Below are 16,183 nucleotides of genomic sequence, written 5' to 3'. Positions count from 1 at the left end.
TCCGACCCCCCGATCCCGAGGAATGTTCATGCCCAGCACCAGCTTCCCGACCTTCCCAGGAGTTGCAGCGAAGCAGCCTCGGCACGGGCTGCTCCGGCTGGTGGTGGGGGGTGGAGTGGCCGTCGAAGTCCCGCCGGACGCGAAGGCGGGGGTGGCGCGGACGGCGGAGGAGCGCGGGGAGCTGCTCTGGCGTCAGGTGGAGGAGCTGGCGGGGCAGCTGAGGCTGGTCGAGGAGGAGCGGGGGTCCGAGGTCGAGATGGAGGTCGGGCCGTTCGCGGTGCTCTTCGACGACAGCGAGGAGGCGGAGGAGGCGCTGATGGAGGCGCTGGCCTTCTCCGACCTCTACGAGGTGCTGGCCGTGCCGGGGGGCGCGGAGGAGGTGCGGCGCACCGGCCACCCCGAGGCGGGGTTCGTGCTGGACGTCGCGGGGCGCGTGCTCGACTCTCCCGTCGCGGCGCGGGCGGCGCGCAAGGCCGCGCTGAAGGCGCGGACGCTGCGGGTGTGCGGCTGACGCGGTGCCCGGCACTCCCATGCCCGGCAGAGCATGACCGGCCGGGGAAGCGGCAACCCCGATGCCCTTCCCCGGCCGGTCGTTCAAGGGATCCGCGTCAGCGGATCGGTGTGAAGTCGCGCGCCCCGATGAAGTCGGGCCGCGGCACGGGCGCCGCGAACGGCTCCTCCGCCGCGTTCTCCACGCTGTTGAAGACGAGGAAGACGTTGCTGCGCGCGTACGGCGTGATGTTGTCGCCGGAGCCGTGCATGCAGTTGCAGTCGAACCAGGTCGCCGAGCCGGCGCTGCCGGTGAACTGCCGGATGCCGTAGTCCGAGGCGAGCGAGGTGAGCGCCTCGTTCGACGGGGTGCCGGCGTCCTGCATCTGCAGCGACCGCTTGTAGTTGTCCTTCGGGGTGGCCCCCGCGCAGCCCAGGAACGTCTTGTGCGACCCCGGCATGATCATCAGACTGCCGTTGGTCGGGTAGTTCTCGGTGAGTGCGACGGACACCGAGACCGCCCGCATCCGCGGCAGCCCGTCCTCGGCGTGCCAGGTCTCGAAGTCGGAGTGCCAGTAGAACCCGCTGGCCCCGAAGCCCGGCTTGAGGTTGATCCGGGACTGGTGGATGTAGACGTCCGAGCCGAGGATCTGCCGGGCGCGCTCCACCAGGCGCGGGTCCGAGGCGAGCCGGCCGAAGACCTCGCTGATCCGGTGGATCTCGAAGACCGAGCGGATCTCCTGGGACCGCGGCTCGACGATGGAGCGCTCGTCGGCCTTGATCCGCGGGTCCCCGGTGATCCGGTCCATCTCGGCCCGCAGCTCGGCCACCTCCTCCGGCCCGACCAGCTGGTCGACGGCGAGGAAGCCGTCCCGGTCGAAGGCGGAGAGGTCGTCGGCCGCGATCGGCCCCGGCGTGCCCGGCGCCGACCAGACGACCGGGTCCTGCCGAGGGGTCGTCTCCTCGGCCGCGCCGCGGGTGGGGTAGAGGTCGGTGCGTATCGGTGCGGTGGTCATTCGGTCAGCCCTCCTCGGTCATCAGCGGGTAGACGCCGTTCTCGTCGTGCACCTCCCGGCCGGTGACCGGGGGGTTGAAGACGCAGACGAAGTGCAGGTCGGTCTTGGGCCGCATGGTGTGTCGGTCGTGCTTGTCCAGCAGGTAGAGGGTGCCCGGCGTGATCCAGTGCTTCTCGCCGGTCTCCTCGTCGGTCAGCTCGCCCTCGCCCTGCACGCAGTAGACGGCCTCGATGTGGTTGGCGTACCACATCTCCGTCTCGGTCCCGGCGTACATGATCGTGTGGTGGACGGAGAAGCCGACGCCCTCCTTGGCGAGGATGATGCGGCGGCTGCGCCACGTGCCGGTCTCGGCGGTGACGTCGCGGTCGGTTCCGGTGACCTCGTCGAGGGAGCGTACGAGCACGGGGGTGAACCTCCAGGTTCTTCGGGGGACGTGGTGGCGGGTCAGGCGGCGACGGGCTCGCGGCGCCGGTCCACCGCGCTGCGGGCGGCGTCGGCGAGGATGTCCAGGCCGCGGTGGAGCTCCTCGGCGCTCACGGTGAGCGGCGGCAGCAGCTTGACGACCTCGCTGCGCGGGCCGGACGTCTCCAGCAGCAGCCCGTTGTCGAAGGCGGCGGAGCAGATCTCGTCGGCGATCTCCTCGTCGTCGAAGGCGAGGCCCCAGACCAGGCCGCGGCCGCGGACGTCGATGCCGAGCCCCGGGCGGGCGGCGTCCAGCTCCTCCTGGAGGGAGGTCAGCCGGTCGTGGACGAGCCGGCCCTTGGCGAGCGTCTGCTTCTCCATGGTGCCGTCGGCCCAGAAGTGGTCGAGCGCCGCGGTGGCGGTGACGAAGCTCGGGTTGGGCCCGCGGAAGGTGCCGTTGTGCTCGCCCGGCTCCCACACGTCCAGCTCGGGGCGGAAGAGGGTGAGGGCCAGCGGCAGGCCGTAGCCGCCGATGGACTTCGAGAGGGTGACGATGTCCGGGACGATCCCCGCCTCCTCGAAGGAGAAGAAGGCGCCGGTGCGGCCGCAGCCCATCTGCACGTCGTCGACGATCAGCAGCATGCCGCGCCGCTTGCACAGCTCGGAGAGGCCGCGCAGCCACTCGGCGCTGGCGACGTTGACGCCGCCCTCGCCCTGGACGGTCTCTACGATGACGGCGGCGGGCACGTCGATGCCGCTGCCGCTGTCGTCGAGCACCGACTCCAGCCACAGGAAGTCCGGGGTGCGGCCGTCGAGGAACCCGTCGAACGGCATGGCGACATGGTGGTCCAGCGGGACGCCCGCGCCGGAGCGCTTCATGGAGTTGCCGGTGACGGCGAGCGCGCCGAGCGTCATGCCGTGGAAGGCGTTGGTGAAGGAGATGACCGTCTCGCGCCCGGTGACCTTGCGGGCCAGTTTGAGCGCGGCCTCCACGGCGTTGGTGCCGGCCGGGCCGGGGAACTGCACCTTGTAGTCGAGGCCGCGGGGGTGCAGCACCACCTCGTGGAAGCGCTCCAGGAAGCTGCGCTTGGCGGCGCTGAACATGTCCAGGCTGTGGGTGATGCCGTCGCGCTGCAGGTAGTGCAGCAGCGCCTCCTTCAGCACCGGGTGGTTGTGGCCGTAGTTGAGGGTTCCGGCGCCGGCGAAGAAGTCGAGGTAGGCGCGGCCGTCCTCGTCGTGGATCCAGCTGCCCTGGGCGCGGTCGAAGACGGCAGGCCAGCCGCGGCAGTAGCTGCGGACCTCGGACTCGAGCGCTTCGAAGACGTTCATCGGGCGTGCGGCTCCTTCGGGGAGTCTCGGACGTGCGGGACGTGCGGATGTGCGTGGGGACGCGGGCTCGGGGCGGGCGCGGAGTCGTCAGTGGAGCGGGATGCGGTGCAGCTCCTCGGCCGGGTGGCCGTCGGGGAAGAGCGCGTCGTCGAAGAGCACGCGCCGTTCCACGGAGGTGCCGCGGCGCCGGGCGAAGGCGCTGAACAGGGCGATGGAGGCAGCGTTGTCGGCGGTGATGGTGGTCTCGATCTCCCGCACCGGCGAGCCGGGTTCGGCGTCGCCGGCGACCCGGTCGGCGAGGTGGTCGAGCATCCGGCCGGCGAGTCCCCGGCCGCGTTGCGCGGCGTCCACGGCGACCTGCCAGACCACCAGGGCGCGGGGCTCGTCGGGGCGGACGTAGCCGGTGATGAAGCCGGCCGGCTCGCCGTCGGCGGATCTGGCGATGACGGAGGTGCGGGCGAAGTCCCGGCACCACAGCAGGTAGCTGTAGGACGAGTTGAGGTCCAGGGTCTTCGAGTCGCGTGCCAGCCGCCAGATCGCGGCCCCGTCCTCGACCCCCGGAACGTCAAAAGAATCTGCGTCCGATGCGGCTTCGGGGGAGGTGATTTCGGGTCTTGCGGAGGTCATGCATAAAGAACTTACCGAGAGGATCGGGGGATTGCACCGCCAGGCGGGGTTCCGGAGGGCGGAGAATTGTGTTAACCGCCGGAAACATGGCAGTGTGGTGCCGGTCACAGCGACCACGAGTTTCTGGTCGGACATAGGGTGATTTGTCGCCGCCAACTCGGCATTAGGTCACGGTTCGGTAACAGCACTTGCCCGTTTGGGTGAGCCCTTTCATTCGTGTGAAGGAACCCGATGGTTTGGGGTTTTCGGATCGGGGCAGGAGAGCTGACGGCAATGCCCCTTCGTGGGGATTCACGCGGAAAACCACGGAGCCCGGTCCGCGCGACCGAAGGGCGCGGACCGGGCTCCGTGGGTGCCGGCAGGGGGGCGGGTGCTACGCCTTGGTGCCCAGCTCCAGCAGCTTGGCGCGGTTGGCGGCGAGCAGCTCCAGCTCGTCCTGCTCGGTGGTGTCGATCTCCGCGATGTGCCAGTCGAGCCACGGGGCGGCGGCGATGGCGGCGGGCACGTCGACATCGCCGGTGCCGATCGGCGTCTGCGGCTCGCCCTGCTTGGCGGGGCCGTCCTTGAGGTGCACGGCGACGCAGCGCTCGCCGAGCGCGGCGAGCAGCGCGGCCGGGTCCTGGCCGGCGACGGTCGCCCAGTAGACGTCCAGCTCGGCGAGGACGCGGTCGTCGGCCTGCGTCCAGAAGGACTCGTAGCCCGGCCACTCGAAGGCGTGGTTGTGGTAGCCGAGGCGGATGCCGGAGTCCGCGAGCTCGGCGGCGGCGGCGTTGACGCGGGCGGCGAAGGCGGAGAGCTTCTCGGCGTCGCCGAACACATCGCCCTCGAAGCCCTGGAGGAGGCCGGGGACCGGGATGAAGACGGTGTCGGTGCCGAGGATGCGGCACTCCTCGACCAGGCCGGAGAGGTCGCCCGCGGCGACACCGGCGTGCACGGAGGAGACGGAGAGGCCGGCGGCGTCCAGGTCGGCCTTGAGGCCGCGGGCCTCCTCGGCGCGGACCTCGGCGGGCTTGTCGAAGCTGCCGAGCCCGAAGGGCTCGACGGTGCGGTAGCCGATCTCGGCGACGCGCTTGAGCGTGGCCGCCCGGTCGGCGGAGAGGTGGTCGCGGATGCTGTACAGCTGAAGCGAGAGGGTCGACATGCGCAGTCGGATCCTTTGGTTGCGATGGTTCGGCGGCTCGCGGTTGAGTTCACTCACCCGCGCAGTTCCTCGCGCCCCTGACGGGGCATGCGGTCACGCGACGATCAGCGGCCGCAGCGTGCGGTGGGCGATCTCCAGGCCCTGCGTCACCTTCTCGGGCGTGCCGCCCCAGACCGGGTCCTCGTGCTCGACGGAGAGCGTGCCGGTGAAGCCGGCCTCGTAGAGGCGGTCGACGACCGCGGACCAGTCGACCTGGCCCAGGCCCGGCACGCGGTAGCGCCACCAGCCCATGTCCCACGGGTTGCCGGTGCGGTCCAGCGCCGGGCCGAAGTGGCCGTAGCGGTTGCGGTCGCGCGGCCGCAGCTCGACGTCCTTCGCCTGGGCGTGCACGATGCGGTCGATGTACGGCGCGATCGTCTCCACCGGGTCGATGCCGATCCAGGTGAGGTGCGACGGGTCCCAGTTGAGGTAGAGGCCCAGCCCGAACATCCACTCCCACAGCTCGGGGGAGTAGGCGAGGTTGCCCGGGTAGCCGTCCGGGTGCCACCCCTCCATCACGCAGTTCTCGACGATGATCTTGACGTCGCGCTCGCCCGCGTACTCCACCAGCTCCGGCAGGATCCGCTCGGCCTCGCGGAGGTTGTCGGCGACCGGCTTCGTCCAGTCGCGGCCCACGAACGTCCCGACATAGGGGACGCCCAGCAGCTGCGCCGCGTCGATGGCGTGCTTGAGGTGGGTGCGGATCTCACCGCGCCGGTCGAGGTCCGGGTGCAGGTTGTTCTCGTAGTAGGCGAAGGCGGAGAGCTCCAGCCCGTGCTTGTCGAAGAGCGCGCGGGTCTCGTCCGCCTCCTTCTCGCCGAAGGAGGCCACCGGCAGGTGCGAGGCCTCGAAGTCGCGTCCGCCGGTGCCCGGCCAGACGGCGACCTCCAGGGCCTGGTAGCCCTGGCCCGCCGCCCACTTGGCGATCGTGTCGAGGTCCCACTGCGGGAGGCAGGCGGTCAGCATGCCGAGCTTCATGAGGCAGTCACCTTGGTCCAGTTGCCGGTTGCGGAGGAGGAGAGGAAGGCGTCGACGATGCGGGCGGAGCGCAGCCCGTCCGCGAACGTCGGCAGGCCCTCGGGGGCGGAGCCGGTGGCGATCGCCGCGAGCACGTCGGCCACGAAGGCGTTGAAGCAGTCGGTGTAGCCCTGCGGGTGCCCGGCGGGGAGCACGGAGTACGGCCCGTGCACGGTGTCGCGGTGCACGATCCGGTCGCCCTCGGGGCCGGCGCCGCCCAGCCACACCGTCTCCGGGTTCTCCTGGTCGAAGACCGCGCTGCCGCGCTCGCCGTCGACCTCGAACCAGAGCCGGTTCTTGCGGCCGGCCGAGACCTGGGAGACGGTCGCGGTGGCCAGCGTGCCGCCCGTGGTGCGCAGCAGCAGGGCGGCCGCGTCCTCGGTGGTGACGGCGGAGGTGGGGGCGTCGCCCGCGCCGGCCGCGCCGCTGAAGGACTTGGCGGTCGCCGCGGGCCGCTCGGCGACCACCGTGGAGCGGGCCGCGCTCAGCTCGGCGAACCGCTCGCCGGTGACGAACTCCACCAGGTCGCACCAGTGCGAGCCGATGTCGGCGAACGCCCGCGAGGCGCCGCCCAGTTCGGGGGCGACGCGCCAGCCGGACGCCTCCGGGGCGAGCATCCAGTCCTGGAGGTAGCTGCCGTGGATGAGGTGCCAGGCGCCGAACTCGCCGCTCTCGCGGCGCGCCCGCAGCTCCCGCACCAGCGGGTGGTAGCGGTAGACGAACGGGACGGCGGCCACCTTGCCGGCGCGCTCGGCGGCCGCGGCGAGGCGCTCGGCCTCGGCGGCGGAGACGCCCAGCGGCTTCTCGCACACCACGTGCCTGCCGGCGTCCAGGGCGCGTTCGGCCTGCTCGGCGTGGAGGTGGTTGGGGGTGCAGACGTGCACCACGGCGACGGAGTCGTCGGCGAGCAGCTCCTCCAGGGAGGCGTAGCCGCGGGTGCCCCAGGCGGCGGCCGTCTCGGCGGAGCGTTCGGGGGTGGACGCGAGCACGCCGGCGAGCTCGGCGCCGGCGGCGCGCAGGGCGCGCCGGTGCACCTCGGCGATCATCCCGGCGCCGATGACGGCCGCGCGGGGCGGTGGGTATGGGGCCACGGCGGGGGTGTTCCCTTCGGTGGGTCCTGCGGATGCAGATGCGGAAGCTGTCGCTCCGGCTTGGTGTCTCGTCCCGCGAGAACCATAAATCGGGCGCATTAGCGCTATCAAGGGGGAATATTCTGCATCTTGAGAGTCGTAATCATGTACGGCGGGACGTACAGTTGCGGTCATGGACGACAGCCCCGCGCCCCGACTCACCGTGCCCGCCCTGCGCTTCCGGGACGGCGGCGGTCTGCTCTACTCCACGCTCGCCCGGCTCGTCGCCTCCGACGCCGCCGCCAGCCGCGCCGAACTCGTCACCGCCGCCGGGCTGGCCCGCTCCACCGTCACCCGGCACCTCGACGCGCTGATCGAGGCCGGGGTGATCACCGAGGGCGGGCCGGTGCGCCGCGGCACCCGCGGCCGGCCCGCCGCCCGCCTCGCCCTCAACCCGCGCGCCGGGCTGGTCGCCTCGGCGGACGTCGGCGCCCGGGACGCCCGGGTCGCCGTCCTCGACCTCGGCCAGGACCTGCTCGCCGAGACCACCGTCGCACTCGACCTGGAGTCCGGCCCCGACGCCGTCCTCGGCCGACTCGCCGACACCGTCCGGGAGTTGCTCGACCGTGCCGCCGAGCGCACCGCGGCCGCCCGGCTCTGCGCGCTCGCCGTCGGGCTGCCCGGCCCCGTCGACCACGCCGCCGGCACCCCCGTCCGGCCGCCGATCATGCCCGGCTGGGACGGCCACCCCGTCGGCCGCGACCTCTCCGCCCGCCTCGGCTGCGCCGTCCTCGTCGACAACGACGTGAACCTGATGGCGCTCGGCGAGGCCCGCACCCTGCCGGCCGGCCAGACGCCGCTGCTCTTCCTCAAGGTCGGCACCGGCATCGGCGGCGGCCTGGTCTCCGCCGGCGGCGAGCTGCACCGCGGCGCGGACGGCGCCGCCGGCGACATCGGCCACATGCCCGCGCCCGGCGCCGAGGGCGTCGCCTGCCGCTGCGGCAAGACCGGCTGCGTGGAGGCCGTCGCCTCCACCGCCGCGATGCTCGACCGGCTGCGGCAGGACGGCGCCGTCCAGGACGCGGACGGCCTCGCCGGCACCGGCGACCTGGTGCGGCTGGTCCGCCACGGGGACGCGGCCGCGCTGCGCGTGGTCCGCGCGGCCGCCGAGCGGATCGGCGAGGTCGCCGCGCTGCTGGTGCACGTCTACAACCCGGCCCGGCTGGCGATAGGCGGGGCGCTCGCCGCGGCCGGCGACGAGCTGATCGCCGGGGTGCGGGCGGTGGTCTACCGGCGCGCGCTGCCGCTGGCCACACGCCACCTGGAGCTGGCGCCCAGCGAGCTGGGCAAGCGCGCGGGGTACGTCGGCGGCGGGGTGCTGGCGGTGGAGCAGGTGCTCTCCCCGGACGGCATCACGGGGCTGATGGGGCCGGGTTGACCGGGCCGACCGGGTTGACCGGGAGCGGCCGAAGGTGCTTGCATGAGGGCCGCTCCCGGCCGGGTCTCGTCCCCCCTTGACCCGATCTTCTGCGCAGGAGCACCAACCCATGGGCGAGACCCGCACGTTCAATGTCGGCATCGTCGGCACCGGATCCATCTTCAAGGCGTACGCCAACGGCCTGGCGGGCATGCCGCACCTGCCCGTGGTGCGCGTCGCCGACCTCGACCAGGAGCGCGCCCGCGCCGCGGCCGAGCAGTACTCCATCCCCAACTGGGGCACCACCGACGAGCTGCTCGCCGACGAGTCGATCGACATCGTCGTCAACATCACCCCGCCCGCCGCGCACGCCGCGGTGACGGACGCTGCGCTGCGCGCCGGCAAGCACGTCTACGTCGAGAAGCCGGTCGCGGCGACGGCCGAGGCGGCCCGCCGCAACATCGCGACCGCGGACGAGGTGGGCCGGGTGCTCGGCGGCGCGCCGGACACCTTCCTGGGCTCCGCCGGGCAGACCGCCCGCGCGGCGATCGACAAGGGCCTGATCGGGCGGCCGTTCGCGGCCACCAGCTTCGTGCGCTCCAGCCGGGTGCAGGTCTGGCACCCGGACCCGGCGTTCTTCTTCCAGCCCGGCGGCGGCCCGGTCCTCGACTGGGGGCCGTACCACGTGGCGGCGCTGGTCAACCTGCTCGGGCCGGTGGCGGAGGTGGCCGGCGCGTCGGTCATCGCGGAGCCGGAGCTGCCGGTGACGTCGCCGGAGGCGAAGGTGTCGAGCGTGCCGGTGAACGTGCCGACGCACGCGACGTCGCTGCTGCGGTTCGCGTCGGGGGCGCTGGCCACCACCATGTACAGCTTCGACGTGTGGGACACCGAGCTGCCGCACATGGAGATCTACGGGACCGAGGGCACGCTGCAGGTGCCGGACCCGAACGTCTTCGACGCGCCGGTGAAGGTGAAGCGGCGCGGGGACGAGGAGTGGACGGAGGTGACGCCGGCGATCGCGCGGGTGTCGCCGGTGGACCAGCCGTTCCGCGGGGCGGGCGTGGCCGACCTGGCGTCGCATGTGGCGTCGGGGACGCCGCATCGCGCGTCGGCGGGGTTCGCGTACCACGTGCTCGAGGTTCTGGAGGCGATGGAGGGGGCGTCGCTGGAGGCGGGCGCGGTCAAGATCGCCAGCGCGCCCGAGCGGCCTGCCCCGGCGGCGGGCTGACGCGCTGCCGCTCCGCTGGGGGCGGCCGGCGCGGTGCGGGCGCCGTCGTCGGCTGACGGGCCGGCGCGGTGCCGTGTTGCCGCCCCTCCGCCCCGGCACCCCACCCGGGACCGGCCCGGTGCGGACGCCGCCGGTGCCCGACGGGCCGGCGTGGAGCGCTCGGCCTGAGGCCCGCCCGGGGTGTCCGGCTGACGGCCCGTCGGTCCCTCTGTCCCGCCACCCCACCCGCCCCGCTCTGCGGGGCGTTGGTGGGGGCGGGGGTTTCGGGTGCTACTCGGACTTGTGCCAGGCGGATTCGGCGGCGGTGAGGGAGGCGGAGGGGTCCGTGGCGAGCGCGGCGGCGAGGGACTTGAGGGCGGTGGCGACCAGCGGGAGCGTCGCGTGGGGGCCGTAGTGGTTGAGGCGCAGGGAGGGGGCGCCCATCGCCGTGAGAGGGAGCCCCGGGAACGCCGACGTCGCGGCAGCGACGACCTCGCGGGCGTCGGTGCCGTCCGGCGTCCGCAGGGTCGTGGCGACCGGCGCCGCGTCCTGGTCGCGGACCACGTACGGCGTCACCCCCAGCGCCCGCGCCCCCGCGCGCGTCGCCGCGGCCGCCGCGCGGTGACGCGCCATCAGCGCGTCCACCCCGCCGCCCGCCGCGATGCGGTCCAGCGCCGCCTCCAGCCCCAGCGTCTCCAGCGCGCTCGGCGCCGCCAGGAACGCCGAGCGCCCCCCGTCGAACCAGCGCTCCTTCCAGTCCAGCAGGGAGAGGAACGAGCCCCGCGGCGCCGCCGGATTGTCGGCCATGCGCTGCCAGGCCGCCTCGCTCACCGACACCGCCGAGACCCCCGACGGCCCGCCCAGCGCCTTCTGCGGGCCGATCACGCACAGGTCCACGCCCCACTCGTCGACCAGCACCGGCTCCGCGCCCACCGAGGCCACCGCGTCCAGATAGAAGAGCGCGCCGTGCGCCCGCACCGCCTCCGCGACCGCGCCCACCGGGTTGGTGTTGCCGGTCGCCGCCTCCGCGTGCACCAGGCTGACGAAGTCCACGTCCGGATGGGCCTCCAGCGCGACCTCCACCTCGCTGCTGGAGACCGCCCGCTCGTACGGCACCTCCAGGTCGACCACCTGCGCCCCGCAGGACCGCATCCACCGCCCGAAGGTCTGCCCGTAGGGCCCGGTGACGATGTTCAGCGCCACCGACCCGGGATGCACCGCCCCGCGGATCGCCGCCTCCAGCGGCAGCAGCGCCTCCGCCTGCATCAGCGCCACGTCGTGGGCCGTGCCCATCAGCCCCGCCACCCGACGCTCCAGCGCGGCGAAACGCGCCGTCGTCAGCGGCTCGTGGTCCAGCAGGGGATGCGCCGAGCGGTCCTCGGCCCCAGGAGTGATCGTCATGTCCACGAGGGTAGTCGCCGCCCCCCGGCCCCTACGATGGCCATCGGTACCAGGAGCGGGAACAACGAGGTGAGGGGCGCAGATGCGTGACGGGCTGTCCGGAGAACTGCTGCGGATGGACGGCGCCTCCTACGGCCGCTACAAGTCCCTCGCCGGCGAGTGGCGGCTCGACGGCGGCGGCGTCCTGGAGGTGGTCCGCGCCCAGTCCGACCCCTTCGCCCCGCCCAGCCGGATCGCCGTCCACCTCGGCGGCGAGGAGGCCGGCTTCCCCGCCGCGCTGACCGAGACCCCCGTCCGCCGCCGCGCCCTCGCCTCCTACCTCGCCCGCCGCGCCCGCGCCGAACTGCGCGCGCCCTTCCGGGTGGACGCCGGCGGCCAGCAGGTGCTGGACCGCGCCTCCTGCCAGGTCGGCGCCGACGGCTCCGTCACCCTCCGGCTCGGAGCCGAACTCCCCGGCCGGGGACGGCGGATCGACGGCCGCGCCGCCGAGCGCGCGCTCTGCCGCGCCCTCCCCGACGCCGTCGACCGCGCCCTCTACCACGACGCCCTGGACGCCAAGGACGTCCAGCGGTTCGTCGACACCGTGGAGGACACCGACGCGCTGCGCCGCGCCCTGCCCGGCCTCGGCCTCGTCGCCTTCGTCGCCGAGGGCGCGATCCTGCCCCGCGCCAGCGGCGTCGACGACCGGCCGCTGGGCGGCGGCCGGGCGGTGCCCTTCACCGCGCCGCCCGAGCTGCGCACCGAGATCGAACTCCCGCACGCCGGGCGGGTGTCGGGGATGGGCATCCCCGAGGGCGTCACCCTGATCGTCGGCGGCGGCTTCCACGGCAAGTCGACGCTGCTGCGCGCCCTGGAGGCCGGCGTCTGGGACCACGTCCCCGGCGACGGCCGCGAACTGGCCGCCGCCCGCGCCGACACCGTCAAGATCCGCGCCGAGGACGGGCGCCGGGTGCAGCGCAGCGACGTGCACGCCTTCGTCGACCACCTGCCCTCCGGCGGCGACACCGCCGACTTCTCCACCGAGAACGCCTCCGGCTCCACCTCCCAGGCCGCCTCGCTGGTCGAGGCCGTCGAGGCGGGGGCCCGGGTGCTGCTCATCGACGAGGACACCGCCGCCACCAACCTGATGATCCGCGACGCCCGGATGCAGGCCCTGGTCGCCAAGGACCGCGAGCCGCTCACCCCCTTCGTCGACCTGGTGCGCTCCCTGCACCGCGACCGCGGCGTCTCGACGGTGCTGGTCATGGGCGGTTCCGGCGATTACATCGACGTCGCCGACCGGGTGGTGATGATGGACGCCTACCACCCGGAGGACGTCACCGCCCGGGCCCGCGCCCTCGCCGAGACGCCCACCGGCCGCACCGCCGAGGCGGACGCGTTCCCGCCCGTCCGGCACCGCGTCGTCGACCCGGCGTCGGTGGACTCCGCGGGGCGCAAGGGCCGCTCCCGGATCCGCCCGCACGGCACCGACGGCCTCACCTTCGGCGAGCAGGACATCGACCTGCGCTCGGTGGAGCAGATCACCGATCCGGGGCAGGCGGTCGGCATCGGCCTCGCGCTGGAACTCGCGGTGCGGCGCGGCCACCTCGACGGCCGCCGGACGCTGGCCGCGGCGCTCGACCTGCTCGACCGCGACCTGGCGGCGGGCGCGGCCGGGCTGCTGCGGGTGCGGGACGAGGACTTCGCGGTGCCGCGCCGCCACGAGGTGGCGGCGGCGCTCAACCGGCTGCGGTCGCTGCGCGTCAGCGGGCTGCGCGACGCGGGCGCGTGACCCGGGCGCGTGACCCGGGTGCGTGACACGGAGGCGTGAACGGTCGTTAAGGTGCGGCCATGGGTGAGCATCGAGTGCTGCGGGTGCGGGGCAGGATCCTGGTCGGGCCGGAGGACGTCCGCGACGAGCTGTGGGTCGTCGACGGGAAGGTGACGTTCGAGCGGCCGACGGGCGAGCCGGACGCCGTCCTGGACGGGTGGGTGCTGCCCGGGCTCGTCGACGCGCACTGCCACATCGGCCTCGACGCGCACGGCGCGGTCGACGAGGCGACGACCGAGGCCCAGGCGCTGCGGGAGCGGGCCGCCGGCACGCTGCTGGTGCGGGACGCCGGCTCGGCGGCGGACACCCGCTGGGTGGACGACCGCGAGGACCTGCCGCGGATCGTCCGCGCCGGCCGCCACATCGCCCGCACCCGCCGCTACATCCGCAACTACGCGCACGAGATCGAGCCGGGGGACCTGGCCGCGTACGTGCGGCGGGAGGCGCGGCGCGGCGACGGCTGGGTCAAGCTCGTCGGCGACTGGATCGACCGGGAGAGCGGCGACCTCGCCGAGTGCTGGCCCCGCTGGGCGCTGGACGAGGCGATCGCGGCGGCGCACGAGGAGGGCGCGCGGGTCACCGCGCACTGCTTCGCGGAGGCGTCGCTGGCACCGCTGGTCGAGGCGGGCATCGACTGCGTCGAGCACGCGACGGGCCTCACGGAGGAGACGATCCCGCTGTTCGCGGAGCGGGGCGTCGCGATCGTGCCGACGCTGATCAACATCGACACCTTCCCGGGGATCGCGGCGCAGGCGGAGGCGAAGTTCCCCGCCTACGCCGGGCACATGAGGGACCTTCACCGGCGCCGCTACGCGACGGTCGCCGCGGCGCATGAGGCGGGGCTGCCGGTGTTCGCGGGGACGGACGCGGGGGGCGGGCTGGGGCACGGGCAGGTGGCCCGGGAGGTCGTGGAGCTGGAGCGGGCGGGGCTGCCGGCGGTGGAGGCGGTGGGGGCCGCGTCGTGGCGCGCGCGGGCCTGGTTGGGGCGGCCCGGCATCGAGGAGGGGGCGTCGGCGGACTTCCTCGTCGTCGACGGGGACCCCCGCAAGGACGTGCGGGTGCTGGGCGCGCCCTCGGCGGTCGTGCTGCGCGGCCGCGTCTACGCCTGACGGTCCGTCGCGGCGCCGGGTCCGCCGCCCTTCTGCCCGGCACCCGACCCGGGGTGGGCGCAGTGCGAGTTTCGTCGGTGGCCGCCGGGCCCGCGCGCGGAGCGCTGCGGCTTCGCCCGGCGCCGCGCGCCCGGCGGAGCCGGGCGGGTGGGATACCGGGCCGTTCGGTGGCCGGGGGCGGCGAACCTGACGCCGCGCCAGCCGAAAGCGTTCACACGGGCGCGACCGCGTGGCACACTCGGCGCCGGAGGCGCCCATGTTGATCGGACTCGACGTCGGCACGTCCCTCACGAAGGCCGTCGCCTTCGACCGCCGTGCCCGGGCGCTCGCGCCCCCCGTCCGCCGCACCAGCCGCCTCTCCAAGCTGCCCGGCGGCCACGTCGAGCAGGACCTCGAAGAGGTGCTCGACACCGTCGCGCAGGTGGTGCGCGAGGTCTCCGCCGCCGCCCCGCCCGACGATCCCGTCGAGGCCCTCGCCATCACCGGCCAGGGCGACGGCCTCTGGCTCCGCGACGACACCGGCCGCGCCGTCCGCCCCCCGATCTCCTGGATGGACGGCCGCGCCGCCGCCCTCGTCCAGCGGTGGTGGGAGGACGGCGTGCTGCGCGCCGTCTTCGACCGCACCGGCTCCGGCCTCTTCCCCGGCTGCCACGCCCCCCTCCTCGCCCACCTCCGCGAGCACGAGCCCGACGCCCTCGCCCGCGCCTCCGTCGCCGGCTACTGCGTCGACGCCGTGCTGCAGCGCCTCACCGGCGAGATCACCGTCGACGCCTCCGACGCGTCGCTGCCGTTCCTCGACCCGCGCACCCGCCGCTACGACCTCGACGCCATGGCCGCCTGCGGCGTCGAGGACTGCGCGCCGCTGCTGCCGCCGCCCGCCGAGCCCGGCACCGTCCACCGGCTCGGCAAGGACGGCGCCGAACTCCTCGGCCTGCCCGTCGGACTCCCCGTCACCGCCGGGCCGTTCGACCTGCCCGCCTCCGCGATCGGCGCCGGGGTGCGCCGCACCGGCGACGGCCTGCTGATCGTCGGCACCACCCTCGCCTCCCAGGTCCTCACCGACCGCGTCGACCTCGACCCGGCCGCCGAACCGGCCGGCATGTGGCTCTGCATGCCCGAGCCGGACCGCTGGCTGCGGGCCATGCCCGCGATGGTCGGGACGGCCGCCTTCGACTGGCTCGCCGGCCTGCTCGGCATCGACCTGGACGGCGGCGAGCTGGACGAGCTGCTCACCGCGTCCCCGCCCGGCGCACGGGGGGTGACGGCCCGTCCGTACTTCTCGCCGGCGGGGGAGCGGGCACCGTTCGTCAACCCGGCCGCCCGCGGCGCCTTCGACGGCCTCACCCTCGCCGCGGACCGCGCCGACCTGGCGCGCGGCCTCTGCGAGGCGACCGGCTACGCGGCCCGCCACTGCCTGACGGCGGCCGGCCTCGGCCCGGACGGCGCGCTGGCGGCGTGCGGGGGAGGGACGCGCTCGCGCGAGCTGGTCCAGCTCTTCGCGGACATCCTGGAGCGCCCGGTGACGGTCCCGTCCGAGGAGGAGATCGGCGCACGCGGCGCGGTCGCCGTCGCCCTGTCGGCGATGGGCACCCCCGCGGACGCGTCCCAGTGGGACGCGGACGCCGTCAGGTACGAACCGCGGCGCGAGAACCGCCACCGCTACGCCGACGGCTACGAGCAGTTCCTCGCCGCGGTCCCGTACGCGAGCTGACCCGCCGCGGGCCAACAGCCTCGCGTGCGCGGATCAGGGGGGAACTGCGCGAGTGAGCACGACGATGCCGTGACGCGCCGGCCATCACCTCAGGGCGTGAGGTAGCGGTCGTGCGTGCGCCGATCAGGGGCGCGGGGAACTGCGCGAGTGAGCGCGACGATGCCGCGACGTTCCGACCATCACCTCGGGGCGCGAGGTGGCGGCCGTGCGTGCGCGGATCAGGGGGGAACTGCGCGAGTGAGCGCGACGATGCCGTGACACGCCGACCATCACCGCACCGTGCGGCGCTACGCACCTGACGGGGGCGCGGTAGCGGCCGTGCGTGCGCCGGTCGGCGAGGGGCGCGGGGAACTGCGCGAGTGAGCGCGACGATGTCGCGACGTGCCGACCATCACCGC

At 74.4% G+C, this 16,183-nt stretch carries 14 protein-coding genes; 6 read left to right on the top strand and 8 right to left on the bottom strand.

Annotated features, from left to right (window positions below; translation table 11 throughout):
* Window positions 1-28: 28 nt before the first annotated feature.
* The gene (locus tag BIV57_RS24465; protein WP_139275412.1) at window positions 29-511 is read left to right on the top strand and encodes a hypothetical protein; all 483 of its coding nucleotides are present in this window, start codon (window positions 29-31) and stop codon (window positions 509-511) included.
* A 97-nt stretch (window positions 512-608) separates the two neighbouring features.
* Here BIV57_RS24465 and thpD read toward each other — a convergent pair whose 3' ends face one another.
* From thpD to BIV57_RS03155, 7 genes are all read right to left on the bottom strand, one after another.
* The gene (gene thpD / locus BIV57_RS03185; protein WP_071655069.1) at window positions 609-1,505 is read right to left on the bottom strand and encodes an ectoine hydroxylase; all 897 of its coding nucleotides are present in this window, start codon (window positions 1,503-1,505) and stop codon (window positions 609-611) included.
* Window positions 1,506-1,509: 4 nt separating this feature from the next.
* Window positions 1,510-1,908: an ectoine synthase gene (locus BIV57_RS03180; protein WP_071655068.1), complete on the bottom strand. Its 399-nt coding sequence runs from the start codon at window positions 1,906-1,908 to the stop codon at window positions 1,510-1,512.
* A 41-nt stretch (window positions 1,909-1,949) separates the two neighbouring features.
* Window positions 1,950-3,236, bottom strand: a complete 1,287-nt coding sequence (gene ectB / locus BIV57_RS03175; protein ID WP_071655067.1) for a diaminobutyrate--2-oxoglutarate transaminase — start codon at window positions 3,234-3,236, stop codon at window positions 1,950-1,952.
* A gap of 87 nt (window positions 3,237-3,323) precedes the next feature.
* The gene (gene ectA / locus BIV57_RS03170; protein ID WP_071655066.1) at window positions 3,324-3,863 is read right to left on the bottom strand and encodes a diaminobutyrate acetyltransferase; all 540 of its coding nucleotides are present in this window, start codon (window positions 3,861-3,863) and stop codon (window positions 3,324-3,326) included.
* Window positions 3,864-4,236: 373 nt separating this feature from the next.
* The gene (locus BIV57_RS03165; protein ID WP_071655065.1) at window positions 4,237-5,004 is read right to left on the bottom strand and encodes a sugar phosphate isomerase/epimerase family protein; all 768 of its coding nucleotides are present in this window, start codon (window positions 5,002-5,004) and stop codon (window positions 4,237-4,239) included.
* Window positions 5,005-5,097: 93 nt separating this feature from the next.
* Window positions 5,098-6,021, bottom strand: coding sequence for a sugar phosphate isomerase/epimerase family protein (locus BIV57_RS03160; RefSeq protein ID WP_071655064.1), 924 nt, complete (start codon window positions 6,019-6,021; stop codon window positions 5,098-5,100).
* Window positions 6,018-7,151: a Gfo/Idh/MocA family protein gene (locus BIV57_RS03155; protein WP_071655063.1), complete on the bottom strand. Its 1,134-nt coding sequence runs from the start codon at window positions 7,149-7,151 to the stop codon at window positions 6,018-6,020. The genes BIV57_RS03160 and BIV57_RS03155 overlap by 4 nt, the downstream gene beginning before the upstream one ends.
* Before the next feature lie 172 nt (window positions 7,152-7,323).
* Between BIV57_RS03155 and BIV57_RS03150 the strand changes: the two genes are divergently transcribed.
* Together BIV57_RS03150 and BIV57_RS03145 are read left to right on the top strand one after the other, a co-directional pair.
* A complete protein-coding gene (locus BIV57_RS03150) occupies window positions 7,324-8,568 on the top strand; it encodes an ROK family transcriptional regulator (RefSeq protein WP_079169959.1) in 1,245 nt (414 codons plus the stop codon).
* A 109-nt stretch (window positions 8,569-8,677) separates the two neighbouring features.
* Window positions 8,678-9,775: a Gfo/Idh/MocA family protein gene (locus BIV57_RS03145; protein ID WP_071655062.1), complete on the top strand. Its 1,098-nt coding sequence runs from the start codon at window positions 8,678-8,680 to the stop codon at window positions 9,773-9,775.
* A gap of 270 nt (window positions 9,776-10,045) precedes the next feature.
* Here the strand turns inward: BIV57_RS03145 and BIV57_RS03140 are convergent, their stop codons facing one another.
* On the bottom strand, window positions 10,046-11,155 hold the full coding sequence (locus BIV57_RS03140; RefSeq protein ID WP_071655061.1) for an aminotransferase class V-fold PLP-dependent enzyme: 1,110 nt from the start codon (window positions 11,153-11,155) through the stop codon (window positions 10,046-10,048).
* Window positions 11,156-11,237: 82 nt separating this feature from the next.
* On the opposite strand from BIV57_RS03140, the gene BIV57_RS03135 reads away from it, so the two are divergent.
* From BIV57_RS03135 to BIV57_RS03125, 3 genes are all read left to right on the top strand, one after another.
* Window positions 11,238-12,926, top strand: a complete 1,689-nt coding sequence (locus tag BIV57_RS03135; RefSeq protein ID WP_071655060.1) for an ABC-ATPase domain-containing protein — start codon at window positions 11,238-11,240, stop codon at window positions 12,924-12,926.
* Between the two features lie 59 nt (window positions 12,927-12,985).
* Window positions 12,986-14,074: an amidohydrolase family protein gene (locus tag BIV57_RS03130; protein ID WP_071655059.1), complete on the top strand. Its 1,089-nt coding sequence runs from the start codon at window positions 12,986-12,988 to the stop codon at window positions 14,072-14,074.
* A gap of 256 nt (window positions 14,075-14,330) precedes the next feature.
* Window positions 14,331-15,785 carry an FGGY-family carbohydrate kinase gene (locus tag BIV57_RS03125; protein ID WP_071655058.1) on the top strand — a complete coding sequence of 485 codons (1,455 nt, stop codon included), beginning with the start codon at window positions 14,331-14,333 and terminating at the stop codon, window positions 15,783-15,785.
* Window positions 15,786-16,183: the final 398 nt, after the last annotated feature.

It is taken from the genome of Mangrovactinospora gilvigrisea, assembly GCF_001879105.1.
GTDB lineage: Bacteria > Actinomycetota > Actinomycetes > Streptomycetales > Streptomycetaceae > Mangrovactinospora > Mangrovactinospora gilvigrisea.
This window is presented reverse-complemented; position numbering and strand designations above follow the sequence as displayed.